15 protein-coding genes are annotated in these 21213 nt (G+C 72.4%); 8 read left to right on the top strand and 7 right to left on the bottom strand.

Annotated features, from left to right (window positions below; genetic code table 11):
- Positions 1 to 123 precede the first annotated feature (123 nt).
- Positions 124 to 507, top strand: a complete 384-nt coding sequence (locus tag ABT299_RS03500; protein WP_433144348.1) for a DUF4190 domain-containing protein — start codon at positions 124 to 126, stop codon at positions 505 to 507.
- Positions 508 to 532: 25 nt separating this feature from the next.
- On the opposite strand, the gene ABT299_RS03505 is transcribed toward ABT299_RS03500, so the two are convergent.
- Positions 533 to 1006 carry a barstar family protein gene (locus tag ABT299_RS03505; RefSeq protein WP_190863077.1) on the bottom strand — a complete coding sequence of 158 codons (474 nt, stop codon included), beginning with the start codon at positions 1004 to 1006 and terminating at the stop codon, positions 533 to 535.
- A 295-nt stretch (positions 1007 to 1301) separates the two neighbouring features.
- Between ABT299_RS03505 and ABT299_RS03510 the strand changes: the two genes are divergently transcribed.
- Positions 1302 to 1817 carry a hypothetical protein gene (locus ABT299_RS03510; RefSeq protein ID WP_500249637.1) on the top strand — a complete coding sequence of 172 codons (516 nt, stop codon included), beginning with the start codon at positions 1302 to 1304 and terminating at the stop codon, positions 1815 to 1817.
- Positions 1818 to 1911: 94 nt separating this feature from the next.
- Positions 1912 to 2838 (top strand): MerR family transcriptional regulator, encoded by a 927-nt coding sequence (locus ABT299_RS03515; RefSeq protein WP_500249638.1) that lies wholly within the window; start codon positions 1912 to 1914, stop codon positions 2836 to 2838.
- Between the two features lie 62 nt (positions 2839 to 2900).
- Here ABT299_RS03515 and ABT299_RS03520 read toward each other — a convergent pair whose 3' ends face one another.
- From ABT299_RS03520 to ABT299_RS03535, 4 genes are all read right to left on the bottom strand, one after another.
- Entirely contained in the window at positions 2901 to 4343 is a 1443-nt protein-coding gene (locus ABT299_RS03520) for a glycosyltransferase family 87 protein (RefSeq protein WP_500249639.1), read from the bottom strand.
- 178 nt (positions 4344 to 4521) lie between these two features.
- Entirely contained in the window at positions 4522 to 6897 is a 2376-nt protein-coding gene (locus ABT299_RS03525; protein WP_500249640.1) for a transglycosylase domain-containing protein, read from the bottom strand.
- Between the two features lie 730 nt (positions 6898 to 7627).
- A complete protein-coding gene (locus ABT299_RS03530; RefSeq protein WP_500249641.1) occupies positions 7628 to 10186 on the bottom strand; it encodes a transglycosylase domain-containing protein in 2559 nt (852 codons plus the stop codon).
- Positions 10187 to 11471: 1285 nt separating this feature from the next.
- Entirely contained in the window at positions 11472 to 11870 is a 399-nt protein-coding gene (locus tag ABT299_RS03535) for a DUF5318 family protein (protein ID WP_500249642.1), read from the bottom strand.
- 169 nt (positions 11871 to 12039) lie between these two features.
- On the opposite strand from ABT299_RS03535, the gene ABT299_RS03540 reads away from it, so the two are divergent.
- The 4 genes from ABT299_RS03540 to ABT299_RS03555 all read left to right on the top strand — a co-directional run bounded on the left by ABT299_RS03540 (position 12040) and on the right by ABT299_RS03555 (position 17276).
- Positions 12040 to 12660: a PadR family transcriptional regulator gene (locus ABT299_RS03540; RefSeq protein WP_151545906.1), complete on the top strand. Its 621-nt coding sequence runs from the start codon at positions 12040 to 12042 to the stop codon at positions 12658 to 12660.
- A gap of 112 nt (positions 12661 to 12772) precedes the next feature.
- Positions 12773 to 13852 (top strand): inositol-3-phosphate synthase, encoded by a 1080-nt coding sequence (locus tag ABT299_RS03545; RefSeq protein ID WP_190857600.1) that lies wholly within the window; start codon positions 12773 to 12775, stop codon positions 13850 to 13852.
- A 236-nt stretch (positions 13853 to 14088) separates the two neighbouring features.
- Positions 14089 to 15858 (top strand): ABC transporter substrate-binding protein, encoded by a 1770-nt coding sequence (locus tag ABT299_RS03550; RefSeq protein WP_500249643.1) that lies wholly within the window; start codon positions 14089 to 14091, stop codon positions 15856 to 15858.
- Positions 15859 to 15953: 95 nt separating this feature from the next.
- Positions 15954 to 17276, top strand: a complete 1323-nt coding sequence (locus ABT299_RS03555) for an MFS transporter (protein ID WP_190857604.1) — start codon at positions 15954 to 15956, stop codon at positions 17274 to 17276.
- 64 nt (positions 17277 to 17340) lie between these two features.
- Here ABT299_RS03555 and ABT299_RS03560 read toward each other — a convergent pair whose 3' ends face one another.
- Both ABT299_RS03560 and ABT299_RS03565 read right to left on the bottom strand, forming a co-directional pair.
- On the bottom strand, positions 17341 to 18654 hold the full coding sequence (locus ABT299_RS03560; protein WP_190857606.1) for an adenosylmethionine--8-amino-7-oxononanoate transaminase: 1314 nt from the start codon (positions 18652 to 18654) through the stop codon (positions 17341 to 17343).
- Entirely contained in the window at positions 18651 to 20162 is a 1512-nt protein-coding gene (locus tag ABT299_RS03565; RefSeq protein ID WP_500249644.1) for a CCA tRNA nucleotidyltransferase, read from the bottom strand. Before ABT299_RS03565 ends, ABT299_RS03560 begins: the two co-directional genes overlap by 4 nt.
- A 340-nt stretch (positions 20163 to 20502) precedes the next feature.
- On the opposite strand from ABT299_RS03565, the gene ABT299_RS03570 reads away from it, so the two are divergent.
- A complete protein-coding gene (locus ABT299_RS03570; protein WP_500249645.1) occupies positions 20503 to 21084 on the top strand; it encodes an aminoacyl-tRNA deacylase in 582 nt (193 codons plus the stop codon).
- Positions 21085 to 21213 lie beyond the last annotated feature (129 nt).

A 21213-nucleotide genomic window follows, 5' to 3' on the forward strand; every position in this document is an offset into this window, starting at 1 on the left:
GTGACGACCGGCATGGCGACAAACTCGCGATGGCACGTCACACTGGCATAATCCGGAACCTCAGCCCATCAGCGCACGCGCGTCCTCTCGGCGGCGGGCGCGCGAACCGATCGGGAGCCCCCCATGGCCCAGCCCCCGTACGATCCCTACGGCTACGGGTCGAACGACCCCTACGCTCCCCAGCCGTACTCCCAGCCGCCGGTCCAGCACCACTACTACGGCGGCCCGGCGCCGGTCAGCCGCGGGACCAACGGCATGGCGACCGCGGCGATGGTCCTGGGCCTGGTCGGCATCGTCAGCTGCGGCACGACGTCCATCCTGGCGATCATCTTCGGGCACGTCGCGCAGAGCCAGATCAAGCGGACGCACGAGGAGGGGCAGGGCATGGCCACGGCCGGCCTGATCCTCGGCTACATCGTGACCGGCCTCTGGCTGATCGTCTGGGTCTTCTACCTCTGGCTGTGGGCGATCGTGTTCGGCAGCGCCGCGGGCAGCACAACCTACTAGGACCCGCGCCCCACCAGCGACTTCTTCACTCGAACGCAAGCCGGGGGACGCCTGCGACCTCCACGCCCACGCTCGCCAGCAGCACCACCATGGGCGTGGGGGTGTCGCGCCACGCCTTGACCGCGCTTCCGAAGACGTCGAGGACGGTCCGGAACGCGCTCTGGTCGGCGTCGGCGAGCTCCGACCACGACTCGTAGAGGACGAGGTAGCCGCTCTTGGCGGGCGTCCAGGACAGGTCGGACAGGCAGTCCTCCAGGGCGTCCCAGTTGCCGCCGAACCAGTCGGGGAACTCGAAGGCCTCCGCGCACACCCGCAGGAACCCGTCCTTGTCGCGGGCGCGGCGGCCGTCCAGGTGGACGGCGTGCCAGCCCGCCTCCTCGGCCCGTTCCGTCCAGGTCGTGTCGCCGACCGCGCCGGGGACGGCGGGCGTCCGCCACTGGTAGACGCCCGGCCGCAGCCGTCCGGCGAGCAGCTCGTCCAGTGCTCGATTCGCGTTCACGTCGTCTCCCGGCAGTCGTCCTCCCCGCGCGCGGGGCACTCCGGACCACGCGCCCCGCCGGCCGCGATCATCCCCGGCATTCACCTACGAAATCCTCAAGACGCCGCAATCGTCCCGGCGATCCCGTGGCGTCCTCGCCCCGCCTGCCGCGACGCGGGCGGGGCGGCCCGGATCCGACGGCACCGAGGGTTGACGGGCGCCACCCCCTGCTCTAATCTCTCTTCTATAGAGAGACTCTTTCAAAGAGCGACTCTTAGAGCGAGGTAGTTGCCCGATTCCGCGAAGGAAGCCAGAGATGAACACCACGCCCACCACCACCGGCAGCACCACCACCGACAGCACCGACAGCACCGACACCGCCGCCGACCAGGCCACCGAGCGTGTCCACGCCTACTACGGCTCCGTCAAGAGGCTCGGCCACTGGACCGGCGCGCGCCGCTTCGAGGTGCGCGCCCGCCGCGCCTCGGCCGTCCTCGACCTGCGCTCCCCGCACATCCCCGACGGCGACATCGAGATCGAGGTCGGCATCGACCACTCGATGGTGAAGCTGCTCGTCCCGCAGGACGCCGAGATCGACCACTGGGACCTGCGCTACACCGGCCGGGGCCGCGTCAAGGACTGGACGGGGGAGAACGGCGGCGGGCGCCGGATCCGGATCACCGGCGAGATCAAGCACGGCGAGATCCGCGTCCACCGCGGCGGCGTCGCGACCCTGTCCGCGCTCTTCACCAAGGAGTTCGTCCAGGACGCCCGCCGCGCCCGCCGCGAGGGCACCACCCCGGTCGTCGCCGACCCGTCCCACGCCGGCTGACCGATCCCCCGGCAGAGAGCGCGCGCGGCACACCCGTGCGCGCTCTTTGGCTGTGCTTGAGTCTCCACCGACTGGAACCCGCAAGGTGGAGGACATGGACGGCGACACCCTGTACACGATCGGGGAACTGGCCCGGCGGACCGGTCTCCCGGTCCGGACCATCCGGTTCTACTCCGACTCCGGCGTGGTGCCGCCGACCGACCGGTCGCCGGCCGGCTACCGGCTCTACGACATCGCGGCCGCCACCCGCCTCGACCTCGTCCGCACGCTGCGCGACCTCGGCATCGACCTCGACACCGTGCGGCGGGTCCTGACCCGCGAGGTGACCGTCGGGGACGTCGCGGCGACGCACGCCGAGGCGCTCGACGCGCAGATCCGCACGCTCCGGCTGCGCCGGGCCGTGCTGCGCGCGGTGGCGAAGCGCGGTTCCGCACCAGAGGAGGTCCAGCTGATGCACAAGCTCGCCAAACTGTCCGACGAGGAACGCAACCGGATCATCACCGGATTCGTCGACGAGACGTTCGCCGGGCTGGAGGTGCACCCGGAATTCGCCGCGAAGATGCGCGCGGCGCTGCCGGAACTGCCCGACGACCCGTCGCCCGAGCAGGTCGACGCGTGGGTGGAGCTGGCGGAACTGGTCGGCGACCCCGACTTCCGCGCCGCCGTCCGGCGGATGGCGGAGTTCCAGTCCGAGGAGTCCGCACGCGGCGCCTCCCGAGAGGGCGGGCAAGAGCTCACCGCCGTCACGGTCGAGAGGGTGAGCGCGGCGATCGACGACGGCGTGGACCCGGCGTCGGACGCCGCCCGCCCCGTCGTGGACGCCCTCGCCGCCGCCTACGCCGGCGCGTTCGGCGAGCAGGACGGCCCGGACTTCCGCGCCCGGCTGCTGCACCGCCTGGAGGTCGGCAGCGACCGGCGCGCCGAACGGTACTGGCAGCTGCTCGCCGTGATCAACGGCTGGCCCGTCCCGCCCTCGCTGGTCCCGGTGTTCGAGTGGTTCATCGCCGCGCTGCGCCACTGACCCGCCGCTGACGCGGCACCGCGCCGCCGACGCCGCGCCCCGGCACCGCCCCGGGCGCGGTGTCAGACCGCGTCGGCGGCGAGGTGCCGGGCGCCGCGCCACCGGCGGAGCGACACGACGTCGTCCGCGCCGTCGAGCACCCCGCCCGCCGGGTCGTCCTCGCCGCCCGTCCGCACGATGTCGCCGGACGGGCGCAGGACGTCCCACACCACCAGCACCGCCATCGCCAGCACGGTCACGAACCGGGCGAGCAGCGCGAGGCTGTACACGTCCTGGCTGATCCCTCCCGCCGGGGCGTCGAGATGCGCGACCGCCGACAGCGTCGCCGACAGGTCCGCGCCCGGCAGCTGCAGCGACACCGACATCAGGTACCACCAGATGCCGAAGAAGTAGATGATCTCCCCGGCCTGCCAGACCACGAACGCCGGCACCTTCGGGCGGGCCAGCACCGCGAGCGGCAGCAGCCACAACACGTACTGCGGCGACCAGACCTTGTTCGGCAGCATGAACGCGACCAGCACCAGGAACATCAGCTGCGGCAGCCGCGGACGGCGCGGCGCGGCGAGCGCCAGCACCGCGATCCCGGCGGCGAGCACCAGGAACGTGCCCGTCCCCGCGAGGTTCAGCTGGTCGGTGTCGGACGCGAGACCGGACAGCCCGTGGTCCTGCAGCACGAAGAAGATCGAGCCCCAGTCGATGCCGCGCTTCTGGCTGAAGCTGTAGAACTCGACCCAGCCGTCCCACGCGAACACCATCACCGGCACGTTCACGGCCAGCCACGCCCCGGCGGTGCCCGCGAGCATCCGCCCCATCGCCCGCCACTGACCGGCGCGGACGCACAGCAGCACCAGCGGCCCGAGGAACAGCAGCGGATAGAACTTCGCCGCGATCGCCAGCCCGAGCATCGCGCCCGCCAGCGCCGGGCGCCGCGCCGACCACGCCGCCAGCCCCAGCGCCGCCAGCGCCACCGCCAGCAGGTCCCAGTTGATGTACGCGGTGAGCAGCAGCGACGGCGACAGCGCCACCATCAGCCCGGCGCGCAGCGACCGGCGCCCCGCCGCGTACGCCGTCGCGAGCACCGCGACGATCGCCAGCACCGCCAGCAGCAGCGCCGTGACGTTGTAGAACGCCATCCCGCGCTCGCCGGCCCCGAACGGCTTGACCAGCCACGCGGCGAGCTGCATGAAGCCGCCGCTCAGCACCGGGTACTCGACGTGGTGGATGTCGGAGCCGGTGAACGAGTCGAAGTACGGGATCTTCCCGTCGTTCAGCCCGCGCACGTAGTACAGCGGATACACGTCCGTGTAGCAGGCGTTCTTCGTCGTCTGGATGAAGTCGAACTTCACCGAGGCGCACGGCTGCTTCTGCAGCCAGCCGAGCGCGCACACGACGGCCGCGGCGCCAGCCAGGACCGGCGCGAGCCGCGCCACCCGGCCGTGTTCCCGCGCAGGCCCCTTCCCGGCCCCGGCGCCGGCCATCGCGACCCTCTCAAAAGACGACGACATGGACAGCAGACTATTGGTCGGCGCGCAAAGAACGCGCCCGCGCACCGCCCGCGCCTCCGGACGTCCGGGAAACCCTCGGGAAAGACCTCCGGCGAATCCCCAGGAAAGCGGAACGGCCCGGAGCCGCCGTGGGCTCCGGGCCGTTCCGCTCACTCATCGGCGCGGCACGCGGTCGCGCTCAGTTGGTCCCGTTCGGAGTGGTCGGGTCCTGCTCCTTGGTGCACGCCTGGTTGTTCGGGTGCGTCCTGCACCACCGCTTCAGGTCGTTCGGATCGTTCGGCGGCAGGTTCGGGTCGCAGCCGAGCGGCATGCCCATGCTGTTGCAGGGCTGGCCCGTCCCGCTCGGAGCCGTCGGGGTGTTCGTCGGGTCCGGCGACTTGGTGTGGCAGGGCCGTCCCTGCTGCTGCCCCTGACCGTTGTTGGTGCAGGTCGGCGTGTTCGTCGGCGAGGTGGACGTCGTCGGCGACGTCGTCGGCTCCGGCTTCGCGGCCGCCCAGGGGGCGATGCTGCCGCCGTAGACCGCCGGCGGGAACGGCGTGATGTCCTTGCCCTCCAGCGCCTTGGTCATGACCATCTTGAACAGCTCGGCCGGGACGGTACCACCGTAGACCTGGCTGTAGCCGCCGACGCCGACCAGGGACTTCTGGGTCTTGCCGTCCTTGCTCGACCGCCACATCCCGACGGACGTCACGAGCTCGGGCGTGTAGCCGACGAACCAGGCGGACTTGTTCTGCGACGACGTACCGGTCTTACCGGCGACGGGGCGGGCGCCGAGGCTCGCCTCCGTACCGGTGCCGTGCGTGACGACCCCGCGCATCGCCTCCGTGGCGTCCGCCGCGACACCGGAGTCGAAGACCTGCGTCTGCTGCTTCGCCCACGGCTCCTTCTTCACCGGCTTGCCCGCGTCGTTCAGGACGGGGTTGCCGTTCGCGTCCGTGATCGACTGGATCACGTGCGCCGGCCGGTGCACGCCGCCCGCGGCGAACGTCTGGTACACCGACGCCATCGTGACCGACGTCGCGGTGATGACACCGAGGGGCAGCGAGGTGTAGTCGGGGTTGAGGCCCGGCGTGTTCGCGGGAATGCCCATCTTCTTGGCCATGTCCACCACCTTGTCCAGCCCGACCTTCTGGCCGAGGTCGACGTAGGCGGTGTTGATGGACTTCGCCGTCATCTCCTTCAGGTCGAAGACGCCGTTCTCCGACGGGCTGTCGTTCGTGAACTTCGCCCCGTTGATGGTGCGGCGGTAGTGGCCGTCCATCGTCGTCTTCAGGCTGACGCCATTGTCGAGCGCGGTCGCCAGCACGATCGGCTTGAACGACGAACCCGGCTGCACCGCGCCCTGGAAGGAGTCGTCGAACTGCTGCTTCTGGTAGCTCGGGCCGCCGTAGGCGGCGATCACGCCGCCGGTCTTCGGGTCCACCACGGTGAGGCCGAAGTGGATCGTGCTGTTGAAGTGCTTCTCCTGCTTCAACTGCTTGACGGCCGTGGCGGTGTAGTTCTGCAGGTCCTGGTCGAAGGTCGTCTTGATCCGCAGGCCGGCGGTCTCGACGCGCTGCTGGGAGATCCCGAGCGTCTTGAGCTCGGCGATGACGCGGTCGGTGAGGTACCCGGTCTGGCCCGTGTCCTTGATGTCGCTCCACTGCTTCTGCGTCTGCGGGAACTTCGCCTTGGCCCGCTCGTCCGCCGGGAGCCACTGCTTCTTCACCAGGCCGTCGAGAACGTAGTTCCAACGGGAGATGAGCGCCTGCTTGGCCGGGTCGGAGTCGGGACCGTAGGACTTGAAGTAGCTCGGCCGCTGGATCATGGCGGCCAGCATCGCCGCCTCCGGGGCGGTGATGTCCTTGACGGGCTTGTGGAAGTAGGCGCGGGAAGCGGCCTGGACGCCGTACGCGCCGCGCCCGAAGGGCACGGTGTTGAGGTACTGCTCCAGGATCCAGTCCTTCTTCTTCTCGTTGCCCATCCGGACCGAGATCAGGATCTCCTTGAGCTTGCGGCTCACGGTCCGCTTCTGGCTCAGGCCCTGGTAGTAGTTGCGCGCCAGCTGCTGGGTGATCGTCGAGGCGCCGTTGACGTCGCCGCCCGTCGCCGCCCGGTACACCGCTCCGGCGATGCCGGTCGGCGAGATGCCGGGCTCGTTGTAGAACTCGCGGTCCTCCGCGGCGAGCACCGCGTGCTGCATGATGGGCGGGATGTCCTTGAGCGGGAGGATCTCGCGCTTCATGCCGACCCGCGCGAGCGCGGTCTTGCCGTCGGAGTAGGTGATGACCGACGCCTGCTTGGTCGCGTCCGCCTGCGTCGCCGTCGGGATCGGGGTGTTGGCGTAGGCGACGGCGACGAGCGCCGCCGACCCGAGGATCGCCACCGTGACGACCGCGACGACGATCTTCCAGTTCGGGACGTACTTCCGCCAGCCGGTCTTCTCCGGCTTGTCCTTGCGCCGCCCGCGCCGGCCGCTGCGCCCGCCGCCCCCGCCGGGGCCGCCCGGCCCTCCGGGGCCCCCGGGGCCGCCCGGACCACCGGGGCCGCCCGGGCCGCCGGGACCGGATCGCACCGCGTTCGGCGGCGCGGCGCGGCGCCGCCCGCCGGGACCGCCGGGGCCGCCCGGGCCGCCGGCCCGCGGGGGGCCCGCGCCCCGCCCGCCCGGCCGTGCCCCGGGCCGCGGCGCGGCCCTCCCGGGCGTCGGCGCGCCCATCTGCGAGCCACGCGGCGCCCCCTGGGCTCCGCGCGGCGGCATGCCCTGACCCCCGCGCGGCCCGCCCTGGGACATGCCCGGGGCGCCGGGGCGGGGGGAGCCCCTCCTCGGAGGGGGGCCCTCTCCGTATTCGGGTCCGTAACGGCTTGGGTTGCTCACGCGACCTCATCAACTGGGGTACGGCTTTGCGTCGTCCGAGCGTACTGCTCACCCGGAGGCGTGGGGGGCGGGGGAGGAACGACGCCCTCCCCCGTCCCGGACGAACGCACTGGAACGTGCCCGACAAGTCCGGGATGTCCGGACCGCTGGCGGGCGGGGCCGGCACGGCGGGACGACCAGCCCCGCCATGGCCCGGCCTGCCCCGGCGGATCGGGGTGCGCGACGTCCGCCACCGCGCCGCACGGCGTTCCGCGGACATGGCTCATGTCACACCCCGATCCGTCGAGGGGGGCTCTGGTCGCGGCCGGGGCGGGCCGGGTCCCGTCTCCCTGCGGACGGGTCCCGGCCGTCGGCCATGAATACGTGCGCGGACGCCCCCGCCGGTTCATCCCCGGCCGGTTCGCTCGTGCCCGGTTCGGTCGCCGCCGGTTCATTCGGGCGGCCTCGTGAGCGGCAGCAGCGGTGCCACCGCCGCGCTGTTCGGCTGGTTGCCGCCGCCCCGCTGCTTGCGGCACGCGGGGTCGCCCCGGTGGATCGTGCACCACCACTTCGGCGGCGGGTTGCTCGGCGGCTTGTTCGGGTCGCAGTCGGTCTGGAACGGCGACTGGCACGGCTGCCCGTTCCCCTGGCCTCCGCCACCGCCGCCGTCGCCCTTGCAGCGCGGGTCGTACTTGCCGATCGGGCTGTTGCACCACGGCGGCCGGTCGTCGTGCTTCTTCTTCTTGGGCGGCAGCTTCGCCCACTTCTGCACGATGCCGCCCCAGACCGGGTTCGGGAACGGCTCGATGTCCATGCCCCGGGTCGCCTGCGCCATGTAGGACCGCCAGATCCGCGCCGGGATCGTCCCGCCCTCGACCTCGCCGATCTGCGGCAGCACCACCGACTGCTTGCGGTGGTCCGGCCCGAGCTTGTCGTTGTACATCGTCACCGCGGTCGACACCTGCGGGACGAACCCGATGAACCACGACGACACGTTCCGGTCGGTGGTCCCCGTCTTGCCCGCGGCGGGGCGGCCGTCCGGCAGCGCCGCCGCCGTCGCCGTACCGCTCTTGATGACCTGCTGCAGCGCGTACGTCGCGTCCGCCGCGACCTTCGGGTCGAACACCCGCCGGGACCTGACCTTCGGCTTCAGCCGCGGCGTCCGGTTGTCGCTCTGCTTGACGATCCGGATCACGTGCGGCTCGTGGTACACGCCGCCGTTGGCGAACGCCTGGTAGCCCGCCGCCTGCTCGACCGGCCGGATGTCGTTGACGCCCAGCGCCAGGTTCAGCTGGTGCTTGTAGCCCTCCAGCATGGTCGACGCGACCCCGGCGTCCTCCGCCGTCTCGATCGTCTCCGGAACGCCCACCTTCGCGATGAGCTGGATGAACGCGGTGTTCACCGACTCCTTCAACGCCGTGACGAGGTCGACGGCCGGCGCCACGTCATGGCTGTTCGGCACCACGACCGCGCCCGGCGTCCCCTTCGGGACGACGTTGCCGGTGGAGGGATCGATCGGGGTGTCCGACTTGCCCTCGACCATGCTCTTCAGGCTGTAGTTCTGCTTCAGCGCCGTCGCCAGCACGTACGGCTTCATCGCCGACCCCGCCTGCGCCGACCCGCTCCACACGTTGTCGAACGCCTGCTGCAGGTAGTCCGGCCCGCCGTAGAACGCCACGACCTCGCCGTTCGCGGTGTTCACCGACACCAGCCCGACCCGGATGCCCTTCTTCGCGAGCTTCTTCGGGTTCACCTGGGTGACGGTGTGCTCGGCGGCCTGCTTGGCCATCGCCATCCGCTTGCGGTCGAACGTCGTGTAGACCCGCAGGCCCTTGGTCGTCAGCTCCTGCTGGTCGATGCCCTGCCGGCGCAGCTCCTCCTTGGCGCGCATCAGCATGTAGCCGCGCTGGCCGCCGTACAGCTGGTCGCCGGTGCCCGCGCCCTTCACCTTCGGCACGTGCTGCATGTACCTGTCGGCGTCGGCCTTCGACATCTTCCCCATCGAGACCATGCCCTTGAGCGTGTACTGGTACCGGCTCGTCACGTACGCCTTGTTGGCCTTGTCGGCGGGGTCCCGGTTCGCGTCCTGGATCATGCCGCCGAGCAGCGCCGCCTGGTCCGGCTTGAGCTGCCACACGTTGACGCCGAAGTACTCGCGGGACGCGGCCTGGATGCCGTAGGTGTCGCGGCCGAAGTAGATCGTGTTCAGGTACAGCTTGAGGATCTCGTCCTTGGAGCGGCTCTTGTCGAGCTTCACCGCGATGAACAGCTCCTTGAACTTCCGGCTCATCGTCCGGTTGTTCGGGTCGGAGTAGTAGTTCTTCGCGAGCTGCTGCGTGATCGTCGAGCCGCCGCCGTGGCCGCCGGTCAGGTTCACCCAGACCGCGCGCCCCGTGCCCTTGATCGAGAACCCGGGGTCGGTGCGGAAGCTGCGGTTCTCCGCCGCCAGCACCGCGTCCTGGACGAAGGGCGGGACCTGCTTCAGCTCGACGCTCTGCCGCTTCTTGCCGATCCGGCCGATCTCGGAGCCGTCGGTGTAGTAGAAGATCGACGCCTGGTCCTCGACGCCCGCGACGGTCGGCTCCGCGGGAGTCGGCGTGTTCGCGTACGCCACTCCGATCATGGTGACGACGCCCGCGACGCCGAGCAGGAAGACCCCGGTCACGAGCTTCCACGACGGCAGGAACCGCCGCCAGCCGGTGCTGCGCGACCGCAGATGGTCGACGAAGCTCTTCTTCGCGGCCCGCCGCCCGGGACCACCGGGACCACCGGGCCTGCCCGGACCGCCGGGTCCACCCGGGCCGCCGGGTCCACCCGGGCCGCCGGGTCCACCGGGACCTCCCGGGCCGCCGGGTCCACCGGGGGTGCCGCCGCTGCGGAACTTGGCGAGGACGCCGGTGACGGCGCCGAGCGCCGCGGTGACGCCCGCGCTCACACCCGCGCCGGCACCGGAACCGCCCGCGGCGCCCGCACCACCGGCGCCGCCGGGTGCGCCGAAACCGGCGGGCATGCCGGGCGAGTTGAATCCGGCCGGCCCGCCGGTACCGCCCTGCATCCCCGGACCACCGGGACCCGCCGGACCGCCCGGCCGTCCCGGACCACCGGGACCCATCGGACCGCCCGGGCCGCCGGGACCACCGGGGGAGCCCATCGGACTGCCCATCGGGCCGTTCGGGATGCCAGGCCCTGCGGGGCCGTTCGGCTGCGGTGCGCCGGGCGCGGATCCGGGACCGGACGGGCCAGGATGCGGCGAGACCGCGGCGCCGTGGAGGTCGGGCATGGTGAAAGGCCCGGGATCGCCGCCCGGCGGGGGACCCGCGTTGGCAGGGGGAGCGCTGAGCGGGTCGGGGGAACCGGCGCCGCCGGACGGGCCGGGAGCGCCGGGCCCGGACGGGGCGGGAGCGCTCAGCGGGCCCCGGCCGAGGGGATCCCCGACGGGACCGGCGGACGGGCCGGGCGCGGGCGCAGCGGACCCGAAGGCCGGGCCCTGCCCGAGCGGGTCACCGCCGTAGTCGTTAGGGGTGCCGCCTCGGCCCGCGGCGGCCCCGCCGCCCTGGCCACCGCTTGCGGCGGCGCCGCCCATGGAGGAGGAGCCGAGCGGGTCGTCCGGCAGGAAGGCGGCGCCCGGCTGCGGGCTCATCGGCGCGCCCGGCTGCGGGCTCATCGGCGCGGGCGGCCCGGAGGGGCTCGCCGGGCCGGGAGGCGGCGGCGCGGGGGCGGCTGGCGGCTGGAGCCCGGACGTGCCGGTGTTCGGCGTGCGCTCGGCGTCGACGTTCTGCGGGGCCCCGGAGGCCGGTGGCGCGGGCTCGGCCGCGCCCGGACCCGATGGAGCGGGCGGGCCGGACGGCGGGGGGCCGAAGACGGCGGTCGCGTCGAGTCTGATCCCCGCGGGGTCCACGGGCGGCGGCGGGGAGCCGAGCGGCCCGGGGCTCTGGCCGGGCGAGGCCGGCGGAGGCGGGGGCGTCGGTCCGCCGGCGTCGGCGTCACCGGCACGGCGCCGGGCGTCCGGAACCTCCGGTTCGCCGGTTCGGCCGAGACGGGGGATCTGGTGCCCGCCCGGCCCTGGCGACCCGGACTCCGGTCGGGGCTGGCTTGGATTACTCACGCGACCTCATCAACAGGGGACGACGACGGGCGGCGGGCCGTGCGCACCGAAGGGGGCTCCGGTGCCGCGGCGGCTCGTGCGCCGTCCGAAGAGTACTGTGCGGGCTGGTGAGCGGGGGGAGCACGGTGCAGGGGCGGAGACCGTTCCTGCTGGTCGGACGCCCTCTCCTCGGCTGATCCTCCTTAGCTGGTCACCGCTCGGGGCGCTGCTCCCCGCGGCCGAGGACGTAGGACACGGTCAGGTGGTTCCAGGCGCAACTTTGGCATACTTCCACCACATACACCCTGAATTCGCCGTATTCGCGGTCCATCTCGGCGAGCTCCGCGGTCGCCTTCACCCGTCCGGCGTAGCGGCCCAGCTCGTCTCCGTACACGTAGGTGACGTGGGTGAGATGCACCCGCCCGCACACCGGGCAGGGGGTCTGCGTGGGCTCGCCGTGGTATCGGGCCGCGCGCAGCAGGTAGGGGTGCGCGTCGCACGCGTCGTCCCTCGCGAGGGCCCCGGTCCGCAGGTCCGCGAGCGCCGCGCGCTTGGCCAGCCCGTAGTCGACGACGAGCCGGCGTCTCATGGGCGGCTGCGACCCCGGCATACGAGCAGGGTAAGCCGCGCGCGCCGGACCCGGTAGATCACCGCGAGCCCCCTGTTTTCGGCGCGCGGCTTGCCAGGATGCGGTGCGGTACGTATCTTGTCGATGTATCGAGCCGATACATTCACTCGATACATCGAACGGAGACATCGACTCTGCGGAGGGACTCGCGATGGCGGGCAAGAAGGGCGCGGGCGTGCTGGAGCTCGCCGTGCTCGGCCTGCTCCACGAGTCCCCGATGCACGGGTACGAGCTGCGCAAGCGGCTCAACACCCTGCTCGGCATGTTCCGCGCCTTCTCGTACGGGACCCTCTATCCGTGCCTCAAGCAGCTCCTCGCCAACGGGCTGATCGTCGAGGACCGGCCGGAGGAGCCGAACGCGACGCTCGCGCTGCAGAGCCGCCGCTCGAAGATCGTTTACAAGCTCACCGCCGACGGCAAGGAGCGGCTCCAGAACCTCCTGACCGAGGCCGGTCCGGCGTCGTGGGAGGACGAGGGGTTCGGCGTGCACTTCGCCTTCTTCTCGCACACCCGCGCCGACGTCCGGCTGCGGATCCTCGAAGGCCGGCGCAGCCGGCTCGAGGAACGCCTGGAAGCCGTCCGCGCCGCCCTCGGCCGGACCCGGGAACGGGTCGACTCCTACACCCTGGAGCTGCAGAACCACGGGCTGGAGTCGGTCGAGCGCGAGGTCCGCTGGCTCAACGAGCTGATCGGGCGCGAGCGGGCCGAGCAGGAACAGCAAGCCAGATCTTTCGAAAGCAACAAGGACATGCCTCGGGACAAGGGCCGCTGAGGAGCGGCCCCACCTGGGACGGGTGAACTCCACCTCAGGTCCCGCCAGTGGTGGCGTTCGCCCTCCGGGGCGGGCGAGGATCGCAACCGCAAGAGAGTTAAGGAGCAATCGGATGGGTTCCGTGCGCGTAGCCATCGTGGGTGTGGGCAACTGCGCCTCTTCGCTCGTCCAGGGTGTCGAGTTCTACAAGGACGCGAGCCCCGAGACGCGGGTCCCCGGCCTCATGCACGTCCAGTTCGGCGACTACCACGTCGGCGACGTCGAGTTCGTCGCCGCGTTCGACGTGGACGCCAAGAAGGTCGGGATGGACCTGTCCGAGGCCATCCACGCCAGCGAGAACAACACCATCAAGTTCGCGGACGTCCCGCCGACCGGCGTCACCGTCCAGCGCGGCCACACCTTCGACGGCCTCGGCGAGTACTACCTCGACATCATCGAGGAGTCGGACGCCGAGCCGGTCGACGTCGTGCAGGCGCTGAAGGACGCGCAGGTCGACGTGCTGGTGTCGTACCTGCCGGTGGGCTCGGAGGAGGCCGACCGCTTCTACGCCCAGTGCGCCATCGACGCCAAGGTCGCGTTCGTGAACGCGCTGCCGGTGTTCATCGCCTCCGACCCCGAGTGGGCCGCCAAGTTCACCGAGGCGGGCGTGCCGATCGTCGGCGACGACATCAAGTCGCAGGTCGGCGCCACCATCACGCACCGCGTCATGGCCAAGCTCTTCGAGGACCGCGGGGTCGAGCTGCTGCGCACCTACCAGCTCAACTTCGGCGGCAACATGGACTTCATGAACATGCTGGAGCGCAAGCGGCTCCAGTCCAAGAAGATCTCCAAGACGCAGTCGGTCACCTCGCAGATCCCGCACGAGATGGCGAAGGCCGACGTGCACATCGGCCCGTCCGACCACGTGCCGTGGCTGGACGACCGCAAGTGGGCGTACGTCCGCCTGGAGGGCAAGTCCTTCGGCGACACGCCGCTGAACCTGGAGTACAAGCTGGAGGTCTGGGACTCCCCGAACTCCGCCGGCGTCATCATCGACGCGGTCCGCGCCGCGAAGATCGCCAAGGACCGCGGCATCGGCGGCCCGATCCTGTCCGCCAGCTCCTACTTCATGAAGTCGCCGCCGGAGCAGTACAACGACGACCAGGCCCGCCAGGCCGTCGAGAAGTTCATCGCCGGCGAGGTCGAGCGCTGAGCGGCTCTTGCCGGGTGTCCGGGGGTCTTCGCCCCGGGCCGGGCACCCTCCTCGCAGGCTGAGAGTCTCGTCACAAAGCTCTCGAAGGACGCCCTGACAGTGGACATCCCGCTGTCAGGGCGTCCTTACTTCTCTACATAAAACGGTGATGTAGCGGCTCTTTGTCACGCTCTGGCCCTACTGTGACACCGCCGGTTATCGCACACCAGCTGCCGAGTGCCGGACTGGAGGACGACATGGCGCGCGAGGTGATCAAGGTGACGGCGGGCATCGCCGGGCTCGCGGTCGGGCTGGCCGCGTGCGGCGGCGGTGGCGACGGCGCGTCCGCCGACGGCCCGCCCCGCGACGGCCGCACGCTCCGGATCGTCGGCTCGTCCGACGTCGAGCACCTGGACACCGCCTCGGTCGCGAGCGTCGGCGGGTACGGGCTCGTCCGCACGTTCGCCCGGACGCTGTTCGCCACCCGCGCGTCCAACGACTTCGCCGAGACCCTCGCCGTCCAGGCGGACGCCGCGGCCCGGCTGCCCAGCCGGGAGAACGGCGACATCAGCAAGGACGGGCGCACCTACACGATCCGGCTGCGCGACGGCGTCATGTGGGACTCCTCGCCGCCGCGGCCGGTGACCGCGCAGGACTTCGTCCGCGGGTTCCAGCGGCTGTGCAACCCGGCGTCCCCGTCCGCCGGGAAGGGCTACTACATCTCGACGATCAAGGGGATGGACGGGTTCTGCCGCGGCTTCGGCGGCGTGAACGCCAAGGACGCGCGGGCGATCGCCGCCTACCAGCGCGCCCACCCGATCGAGGGGGTCCGCGCGAAGGACGACCGGACGCTCGTGTTCCGGCTGAAGCGCCCGGCCAGCGACTTCCTCAACCTGCTGTCGCTGCCGTTCACCGCGGCCGCGCCGCGCGAGTACGACGCTTACGTGCCCGACAGTCCCGACCTGCGCCAGCACATGATCTCGGACGGCCCGTACCGGCTCGAGGAGTACCGTCCGGGGATCTCCTACCTGCTGACGCGGAACCCGGCCTGGCGGCAGGACGCCGACCCGATCCGCGAGCGGCACGTGGCGCGGATCCAGATCACCCTCGGCCAGGACTCGCCGGAGACGGTCCAGCAGCAGATCGAGCAGGGCGCCGCCGATCTCGCGTGGGACCAGCCCGTTCCGACGTCGGCGATCCCGCGGCTGCGCGACGACCCGCGCTTCGCCATCCGGGAGACCCCGAACAACAGCCCCTACCTGGTGTTCAACCTGCGCAGCCCGAACAACGGCGGCGCGCTCGGCGACCGGGCGGTCCGGCAGGCGCTGGAGTACGCGGTCGACCGCAGCGCCCTCATCAAGATCGTCGGCGGGCCGTCGGTGGCGCAGCCGCTGCACACCGTGATCCCGCCGGGCAACTCGGGCTACGCCGCCTCGAACCCGTACCCGACGCCGAACGAGTCGGGCGACCCGGGCAAGTGCCGCCAGCTCCTGGCGAAGACGAACCATCGGAAGATCACGCTGAAGTTCCCGTACCGCACCAACAGCGTCCACAAGCTCATCGCCCAGTCCATCGCCGAGAACCTGTCCGCGTGCGGCGTCGACACCCGCCTCACCCCGGACACCGGCGGCTCGTTCTACTCCAGCACCATCGCGACGCCCGCGCGCGCCCGCGAGGGCCAGTGGGACATCGCCGCGCCCGGCTGGACGCCCGACTGGTACGGCAACAACGGCCGCTCGATCATCCAGCCGCTGTTCGACGGGCGCGGCTACGGGCAGAACTCCACCGACTACGGCGGCTACAACAACCCGCAGGTCAACGCGCTGATCGACAGCGCGCTCACGGCGGCGGACGCCGGGCACGCGGCCGGCTACTGGCAGCAGGCCGACCAGCTGATCATGGCGGACGCGGCGATCGTCCCGCTCCTCGACCGCGCCCACACGATCTTCCGGTCGGAGCGCGTCCACGGGGCCCTCTTCGTCCCGACGGCCGCCGGCTACGACTACACGAGGCTGTGGCTGTCCTAGCGGCGGGGCCGTGGTCGTCCCGGCGGCGCGGCCGTCGAGCGGGCGGCGCGGGTCGCGGGGGCCGCTGAGGTCGCCGCCCCGGGTACTTTGATCAGGTGAAAGCGGGTGAGCTGGGCGCGATCGTGCGGGGGCGGGACTTCCGCCGCCTGTACGCGACGCGGCTGACGTCCCAGCTCACCGACGGCGTCTTCCAGGTCGCGCTGGCCGGCTACGTGTTCTTCTCGCCCGAGCGGCAGGCGACGGCGGGGAAGGCGGCGGCCGCGTTCGCGGTGACGCTGCTCCCGTACTCGGCGCTCGGCCCGTTCGCCGGGGTGTTCATCGACCGGTGGCAGCGGCGGCAGATCCTGGTGTGGACGCCGGTCCTGCGGGCGACGGTCGTGCTGCTCGTCGCGGCGCTCGTCGCGACCGGGCGGGACGGCGTCGGCTTCTTCCTGGCCGTGCTGGTGGTGCTGGGCGTCAACCGGTTCTTCCTGTCGGCGCTGTCGGCGGCGCTCCCGCACGTGGTGCGGCGCGAGCACCTGGTGACGGCGAACGCGTTCTCGGTGACGAGCGGGACGGTGATCGCGTTCGTCGGGGGCGGCGCCGGCTACCTGCTGCGCACCCTGTTCGGCGGCGGTGAGCGGGGGACGGCGCTGATCCTGGCGTCGGCCGCGCTGATGTACCTGGCCGCCGGGGCGATCGCGACGCTGCTGCCGCGCGGGCTGCTCGGCCCGTACCCGGCGGAGGCGGAGGCGCTGGCGGGCCGCGGTCCCGGGCGGGACGCGCCGGGGGTGCGGGACGCGTTCGGCGCGGTGCTGTCCGGGCTGGCGGACGGGGCGCGGCACATCGCGGGCCGGCGGCCGGCGGCGCTGGCGCTCGGCGCGATCTCGTTCCACCGGTTCGTGTACGGGATCATCCTGATGATGACGCTGCTGCTGTGCCGCGGCCACTTCGCCGACGACGCCGACGAGGGCCTGGCGACGCTGGCGCTGATGCTGGGCGTGTCCGGCGCGGGGTACTTCGCGGCGGCGATCGTGACGCCGCCGGTGGTGCGGCGGATCAGCAAGCAGGCGTGGATCGCGCTGCAGCTGGCCGCCGCGTCGGCGGGGATGCTGCTGCTCGGCCTGCCGTTCTCCCAGGCGGCGTGGACGGCGGGCGCGTTCGGGCTCGGCGTGGTGTCGCAGGGCGTGAAGCTGTGCGTCGACACGACGCTCCAGGAGACGATCGACGACGCGTACCGGGGCCGGGTGTTCTCGGTGTACGACATGCTGTTCAACACGACGTTCGCGGCGGCCGCCGCGCTCGCGGCGACCTGGCTGCCGCCGGACGGCGTCGCGTCGATGACCCTGGTCGCGGTGGTCGCCGCGTACGCGGCGGGCGCGGCGCTGTTCTGGACGGCGTCGGTCCGCGGCCCGAAACCCCTCCCGGCGCGGGACTAGCGCCTCCCCCGCCCCGCGGTGCGGGACCAGCGCCTCCAGCCCTCGCCCCGGGCCGCGAGAGCGGTCAGAGGGACTCGGCGATCGCGTAGAGCGCGGAGCCGATGTGCCCGACCTCGTCCTCGGTGCACACGTACGGCGGCATCGCGTAGACCAGCTTCCCGAACGGGCGGAGCCAGACACCGTGGGCCGTCGCGATCTCCTGGACGGCGGCCATGTCGACGGGCTCGCGGGCCTCGACCACGCCGATCGCGCCGAGGACGCGGACGTCGGCGACCCCGGGCAGCTCCTCGGCGCCGGAGAGCTCGCTGGTGAGGACGGCCTCGATGGTGTCGACCTCGTCCCGCCAGTCGCGGGACAGCAGCAGGTCGATGGACGCGGACGCGACGGCGGCGGCGAGCGGGTTGGCCATAAACGTCGGCCCGTGCATGAGCGCGCCCGCTTCGCCCGAGGTGATGCCGTGCGCGACGCGGTCGGTGCACAGCGTCGCGGCCATCGTCATGTACCCGCCGGTCAGGGCCTTGCCGACGGACATGATGTCGGGGACGACCTCGGCGTGGTCGCAGCCCCACAGCTCGCCGGTCCGGCCGAACCCGGTGGCGATCTCGTCCAGGACGAGCAGGAGGCCGTGCTCGTCGGCGATCTCGCGGAGCGCGCGCAGGTACTCGGGGGCGTAGAAGCGCATGCCGCCGGCGCCCTGGACGATCGGCTCGGCGATGATCCCGGCGAGCTCGTGGGCGTGCTCGGCGGCGAGCTTCGCGACCTCGTCGATGTACGCCTGGTCGGGGTCGGCGGTGTAGCCGAGCGGCGGCACGGGCGCGAACACCTGCCGCGCGAGGACGTCGCTGAACAGGTGGTGCATGCCGTTGACGGGGTCGCAGACGGCCATGTCGCCGAAGGTGTCGCCGTGGTAGCCGCCGCGGACGGTCAGCAGCCGGTGCCGTTCCGGGCGGCCCTGCGACCGCCAGTACTGCATCGCCATCTTGATCGCGACCTCGACGGCGACGGAGCCGGAGTCGGCGAAGAACACCTTCGTGAGCGGCTCGGGCGTCAGCTCGACGAGCCGCTCGGCGAGCCGCACGGCGGGCGGGTGGGTGAGCCCGCCGAACATCACGTGCGCCATCTTGCCGAGCTGCCCGGTGACGGCGGCGTTCAGCCTCGGGTGGTTGTAGCCGTGGATCGCGGCCCACCACGACGACATCCCGTCGATCAGCTCGGTGCCGTCGGCGAGGGTGAGCCGGACGCCGTCCGCGGACACGACGGGCAGGGCGGGCGCCGTCGCGGGCATCGGCGCGTACGGGTGCCAGATGTGGTCGCGGTCGAACGCGAGCATCCGCTCGGTCTCGGCGGGGCTCATCCGGCCCAGCTGAAGGGGGATCATTCCTCCCCCTCCGCCGCCCCGGGGGACGCTCCGGCGGGCGGTTCGGGCTTGATCCCCTCGTCGGCGGCCCAGCGGCGCAGCTCCCGCTCGGCGGCCTCCTTGCCGACCATCCCCTGGTCGAGGCGCAGGTCGAGGAGGAACTTGTAGGCCCGGCCGACGAGCGGCCCCGGCCCGATGCCGAGGATCGCCTGGATCTCGTTGCCGTCGAGCTCCGGGCGGATCGCGGCGAGCTCCTCCTCCTCGGCGAGCCGCTCGATCCGCGCCTCCAGGTCGTCGTAGGTGCGGCGGAGCCGGTCGGCCTTGCGCTTGTTGCGGGTGGTGCAGTCGGCGCGGGTCAGCTTGTGCAGCCGGGCGAGCAGGGGACCGGCGTCGCGGACGTACCGGCGGACGGCCGAGTCCGTCCACTCGCCGGTGCCGTAGCCGTGGAACCGCAGGTGCAGCTCGACCAGGCGCGACACGTCGGCGATGACGTCCTTCGGGTAGCGCAGCGCGGTCAGCCGCTTGCGGGTCATCTTCGCGCCGACGACCTCGTGGTGGTGGAACGACACCCGGCCGCCGGCCTCGAACCGGCGGGTCCGCGGCTTGCCGATGTCGTGCAGCAGCGCCGCGAGCCGCAGGATGAGGTCGGGCCCCTCCTGCTCCTGCGCGATCGCCTGCTCCAGCACGATCAGCGAGTGCTCGTAGACGTCCTTGTGCCGGTGGTGCTCGTCGATCTCCAGCCGCAGCTTCGGCAGCTCCGGCAGCACGTGCGCGGCGAGGCCCGTGTCGACCAGCAGCGCCAGGCCCTCCCGCGGGTACCGGCCGCAGATCAGCTTGGACAGCTCGTCGCGCACCCGCTCGGCGGAGACGATCTCGATGCGCCCGGACATGTCCTTCATCGCCTGGACGACGTCGGGCGCGACGGTGAACCCGAGCTGCGCGGCGAACCGGGCGGCCCGCATCATCCGCAGCGGGTCGTCGCTGAACGAGTCCTCCGGCCTCCCCGGCGTCCGCAGCACCTTGCGCCGCAGGTCGGCGAGCCCGCCGAACGGGTCGACGAACTCGTACCCGGGCAGCCGCGCCGCCATCGCGTTCACCGCGAAGTCGCGGCGGCGCAGGTCCTCGACGAGGGACGTCCCGTACGACACCTCCGGCTTGCGGGACTTCGGGTCGTAGGACTCGCTGCGGTAGGTGGTGATCTCCAGCTCGTGGCCGTCCTTGCGGAGGCCGACCGTGCCGAACTCGATGCCGATCGTCCAGACCGCGTCCGCCCAGCCGTCGATGATCTCCAGGATCCGCTGCGGCGGCGCGTCGGTGGTCAGGTCGACGTCCTTGGACGGGCGGCGCAGCAGCGCGTCCCGGACCGGCCCGCCGACCAGCGCCAGCTCGTGCCCGGCGGCGGCGAACCGCGCGCCGAGCTCGTCGGCGACCGGCGCTATCCGGCGCAGCAGCTCCGCGATCGCGGTCCTGCGCCGCGCCGTGGCGCTGGGGTTCTCGTTGTCGTCGGGCACCTGGTCGAGCACGGCCATCGAGCGTATTTCCTTGGTGAGCGGGCTGACAAAGGACTTTCGGCGGGTCCGGGCCCTTCACGCGGCGTCGGCCCCGGGTCACGTTCTGGGCACCCCGATGCCGCCGGCGCGACCGCCGGTGAGCCTCCCGTACGCACCACGGTAGCGGGATCCCCAGGCTGTACGGTCCGCCGCACCTGCGGCTCAGGCGCATCGGAAGCCTTCACCTGCCGTTCGGCGGGTGTTGATCCGAGTACCTCGGGTATGTGGGGACACTCCCCGCAGAGTGCGACCTACGGGGGCACAGGGAGACCGGCACGGGGATGTGCGGGACGTTCCCCCCGCAGGACGGAGCCAGATCATGAAGGACGCGCTCACCCTCCACCGCGCGCTGCTCGAGCGGGAGGCCGTGCACGAGATCGTGCGCCTGCCCATCGGCATCGCGCACGCCGACGAGCTGCCCAAGGCGCTCGGCCTGCCGGCGGACCGGTGCCTGGTGACGCGCGTCTTCGCCTGCGACGACCCCGGCCCCGACGACGCGCGTCCGGGCCGGCGCTTCCTCACCGGGGTGATCGTCCGGGCGGGGGACCGGCCGCCCGCCGAGGCGGTCCGCCGCGCCATGGGCGCCCGGCGGGTCGGCCCGGCCCGCGCCGACCTGGTCAACGCCGTCACCGAGTACGCGGCCGGGCTGGTCTGCCCGCTGCTGCTCCCGGAGTCGATGCCGCTGCTGATCGACCAGCGGCTGGTGGACGGCCCGCCCGGTCCCGGCGTCGTCTACACCCCGACCGGCGAGCCGTCCACGGCGCTCGGCATCCGCCGCCCCGACCTCGCCGCGTTGTGCCAGGCCAAGCCGGTCGACCTGGACGCCGCGGCGGGCGTCCCGGCGCACGCGGCGCGGCGCGGCGGGCCGAACACGCCCGGACGGCGCCATCCGGTGGGCTGATCCGCCTCGGAAGTCCGCCGCCCGGCCGGTCCCGACTACCATCGGGGCCGTGGTGCGGGAAAACGACCTCCGCTCCGAGGCCGGCCCGGCGCCGGGCGGCCGCCGGGCGGACCTGTCAGCGGGCACGGC

This window comes from Spirillospora sp. NPDC000708 (assembly GCF_040299565.1).
Classification (GTDB): domain Bacteria; phylum Actinomycetota; class Actinomycetes; order Streptosporangiales; family Streptosporangiaceae; genus Spirillospora.

Bases quoted from the DNA above. Each gene is read 5' to 3' on its own strand.
- ABT299_RS03500 (WP_433144348.1), top strand. From the start codon at position 124: ATGGCCCAGCCCCCGTACGATCCCTACGGCTACGGGTCGAACGACCCC.
- ABT299_RS03510 (WP_500249637.1), top strand. From the start codon at position 1,302: ATGAACACCACGCCCACCACCACCGGCAGCACCACCACCGACAGCACC.
- ABT299_RS03515 (WP_500249638.1), top strand. From the start codon at position 1,912: ATGGACGGCGACACCCTGTACACGATCGGGGAACTGGCCCGGCGGACC.
- ABT299_RS03520 (WP_500249639.1), bottom strand. From the start codon at position 4,343: ATGTCGTCGTCTTTTGAGAGGGTCGCGATGGCCGGCGCCGGGGCCGGG.
- ABT299_RS03530 (WP_500249641.1), bottom strand. From the start codon at position 10,186: ATGCCCGCCGGTTTCGGCGCACCCGGCGGCGCCGGTGGTGCGGGCGCC.
- ABT299_RS03535 (WP_500249642.1), bottom strand. From the start codon at position 11,870: ATGCCGGGGTCGCAGCCGCCCATGAGACGCCGGCTCGTCGTCGACTAC.
- ABT299_RS03540 (WP_151545906.1), top strand. From the start codon at position 12,040: ATGGCGGGCAAGAAGGGCGCGGGCGTGCTGGAGCTCGCCGTGCTCGGC.
- ABT299_RS03545 (WP_190857600.1), top strand. From the start codon at position 12,773: ATGGGTTCCGTGCGCGTAGCCATCGTGGGTGTGGGCAACTGCGCCTCT.
- ABT299_RS03550 (WP_500249643.1), top strand. From the start codon at position 14,089: ATGGCGCGCGAGGTGATCAAGGTGACGGCGGGCATCGCCGGGCTCGCG.
- ABT299_RS03560 (WP_190857606.1), bottom strand. From the start codon at position 18,654: ATGATCCCCCTTCAGCTGGGCCGGATGAGCCCCGCCGAGACCGAGCGG.
- ABT299_RS03565 (WP_500249644.1), bottom strand. From the start codon at position 20,162: ATGGCCGTGCTCGACCAGGTGCCCGACGACAACGAGAACCCCAGCGCC.
- ABT299_RS03570 (WP_500249645.1), top strand. From the start codon at position 20,503: ATGAAGGACGCGCTCACCCTCCACCGCGCGCTGCTCGAGCGGGAGGCC.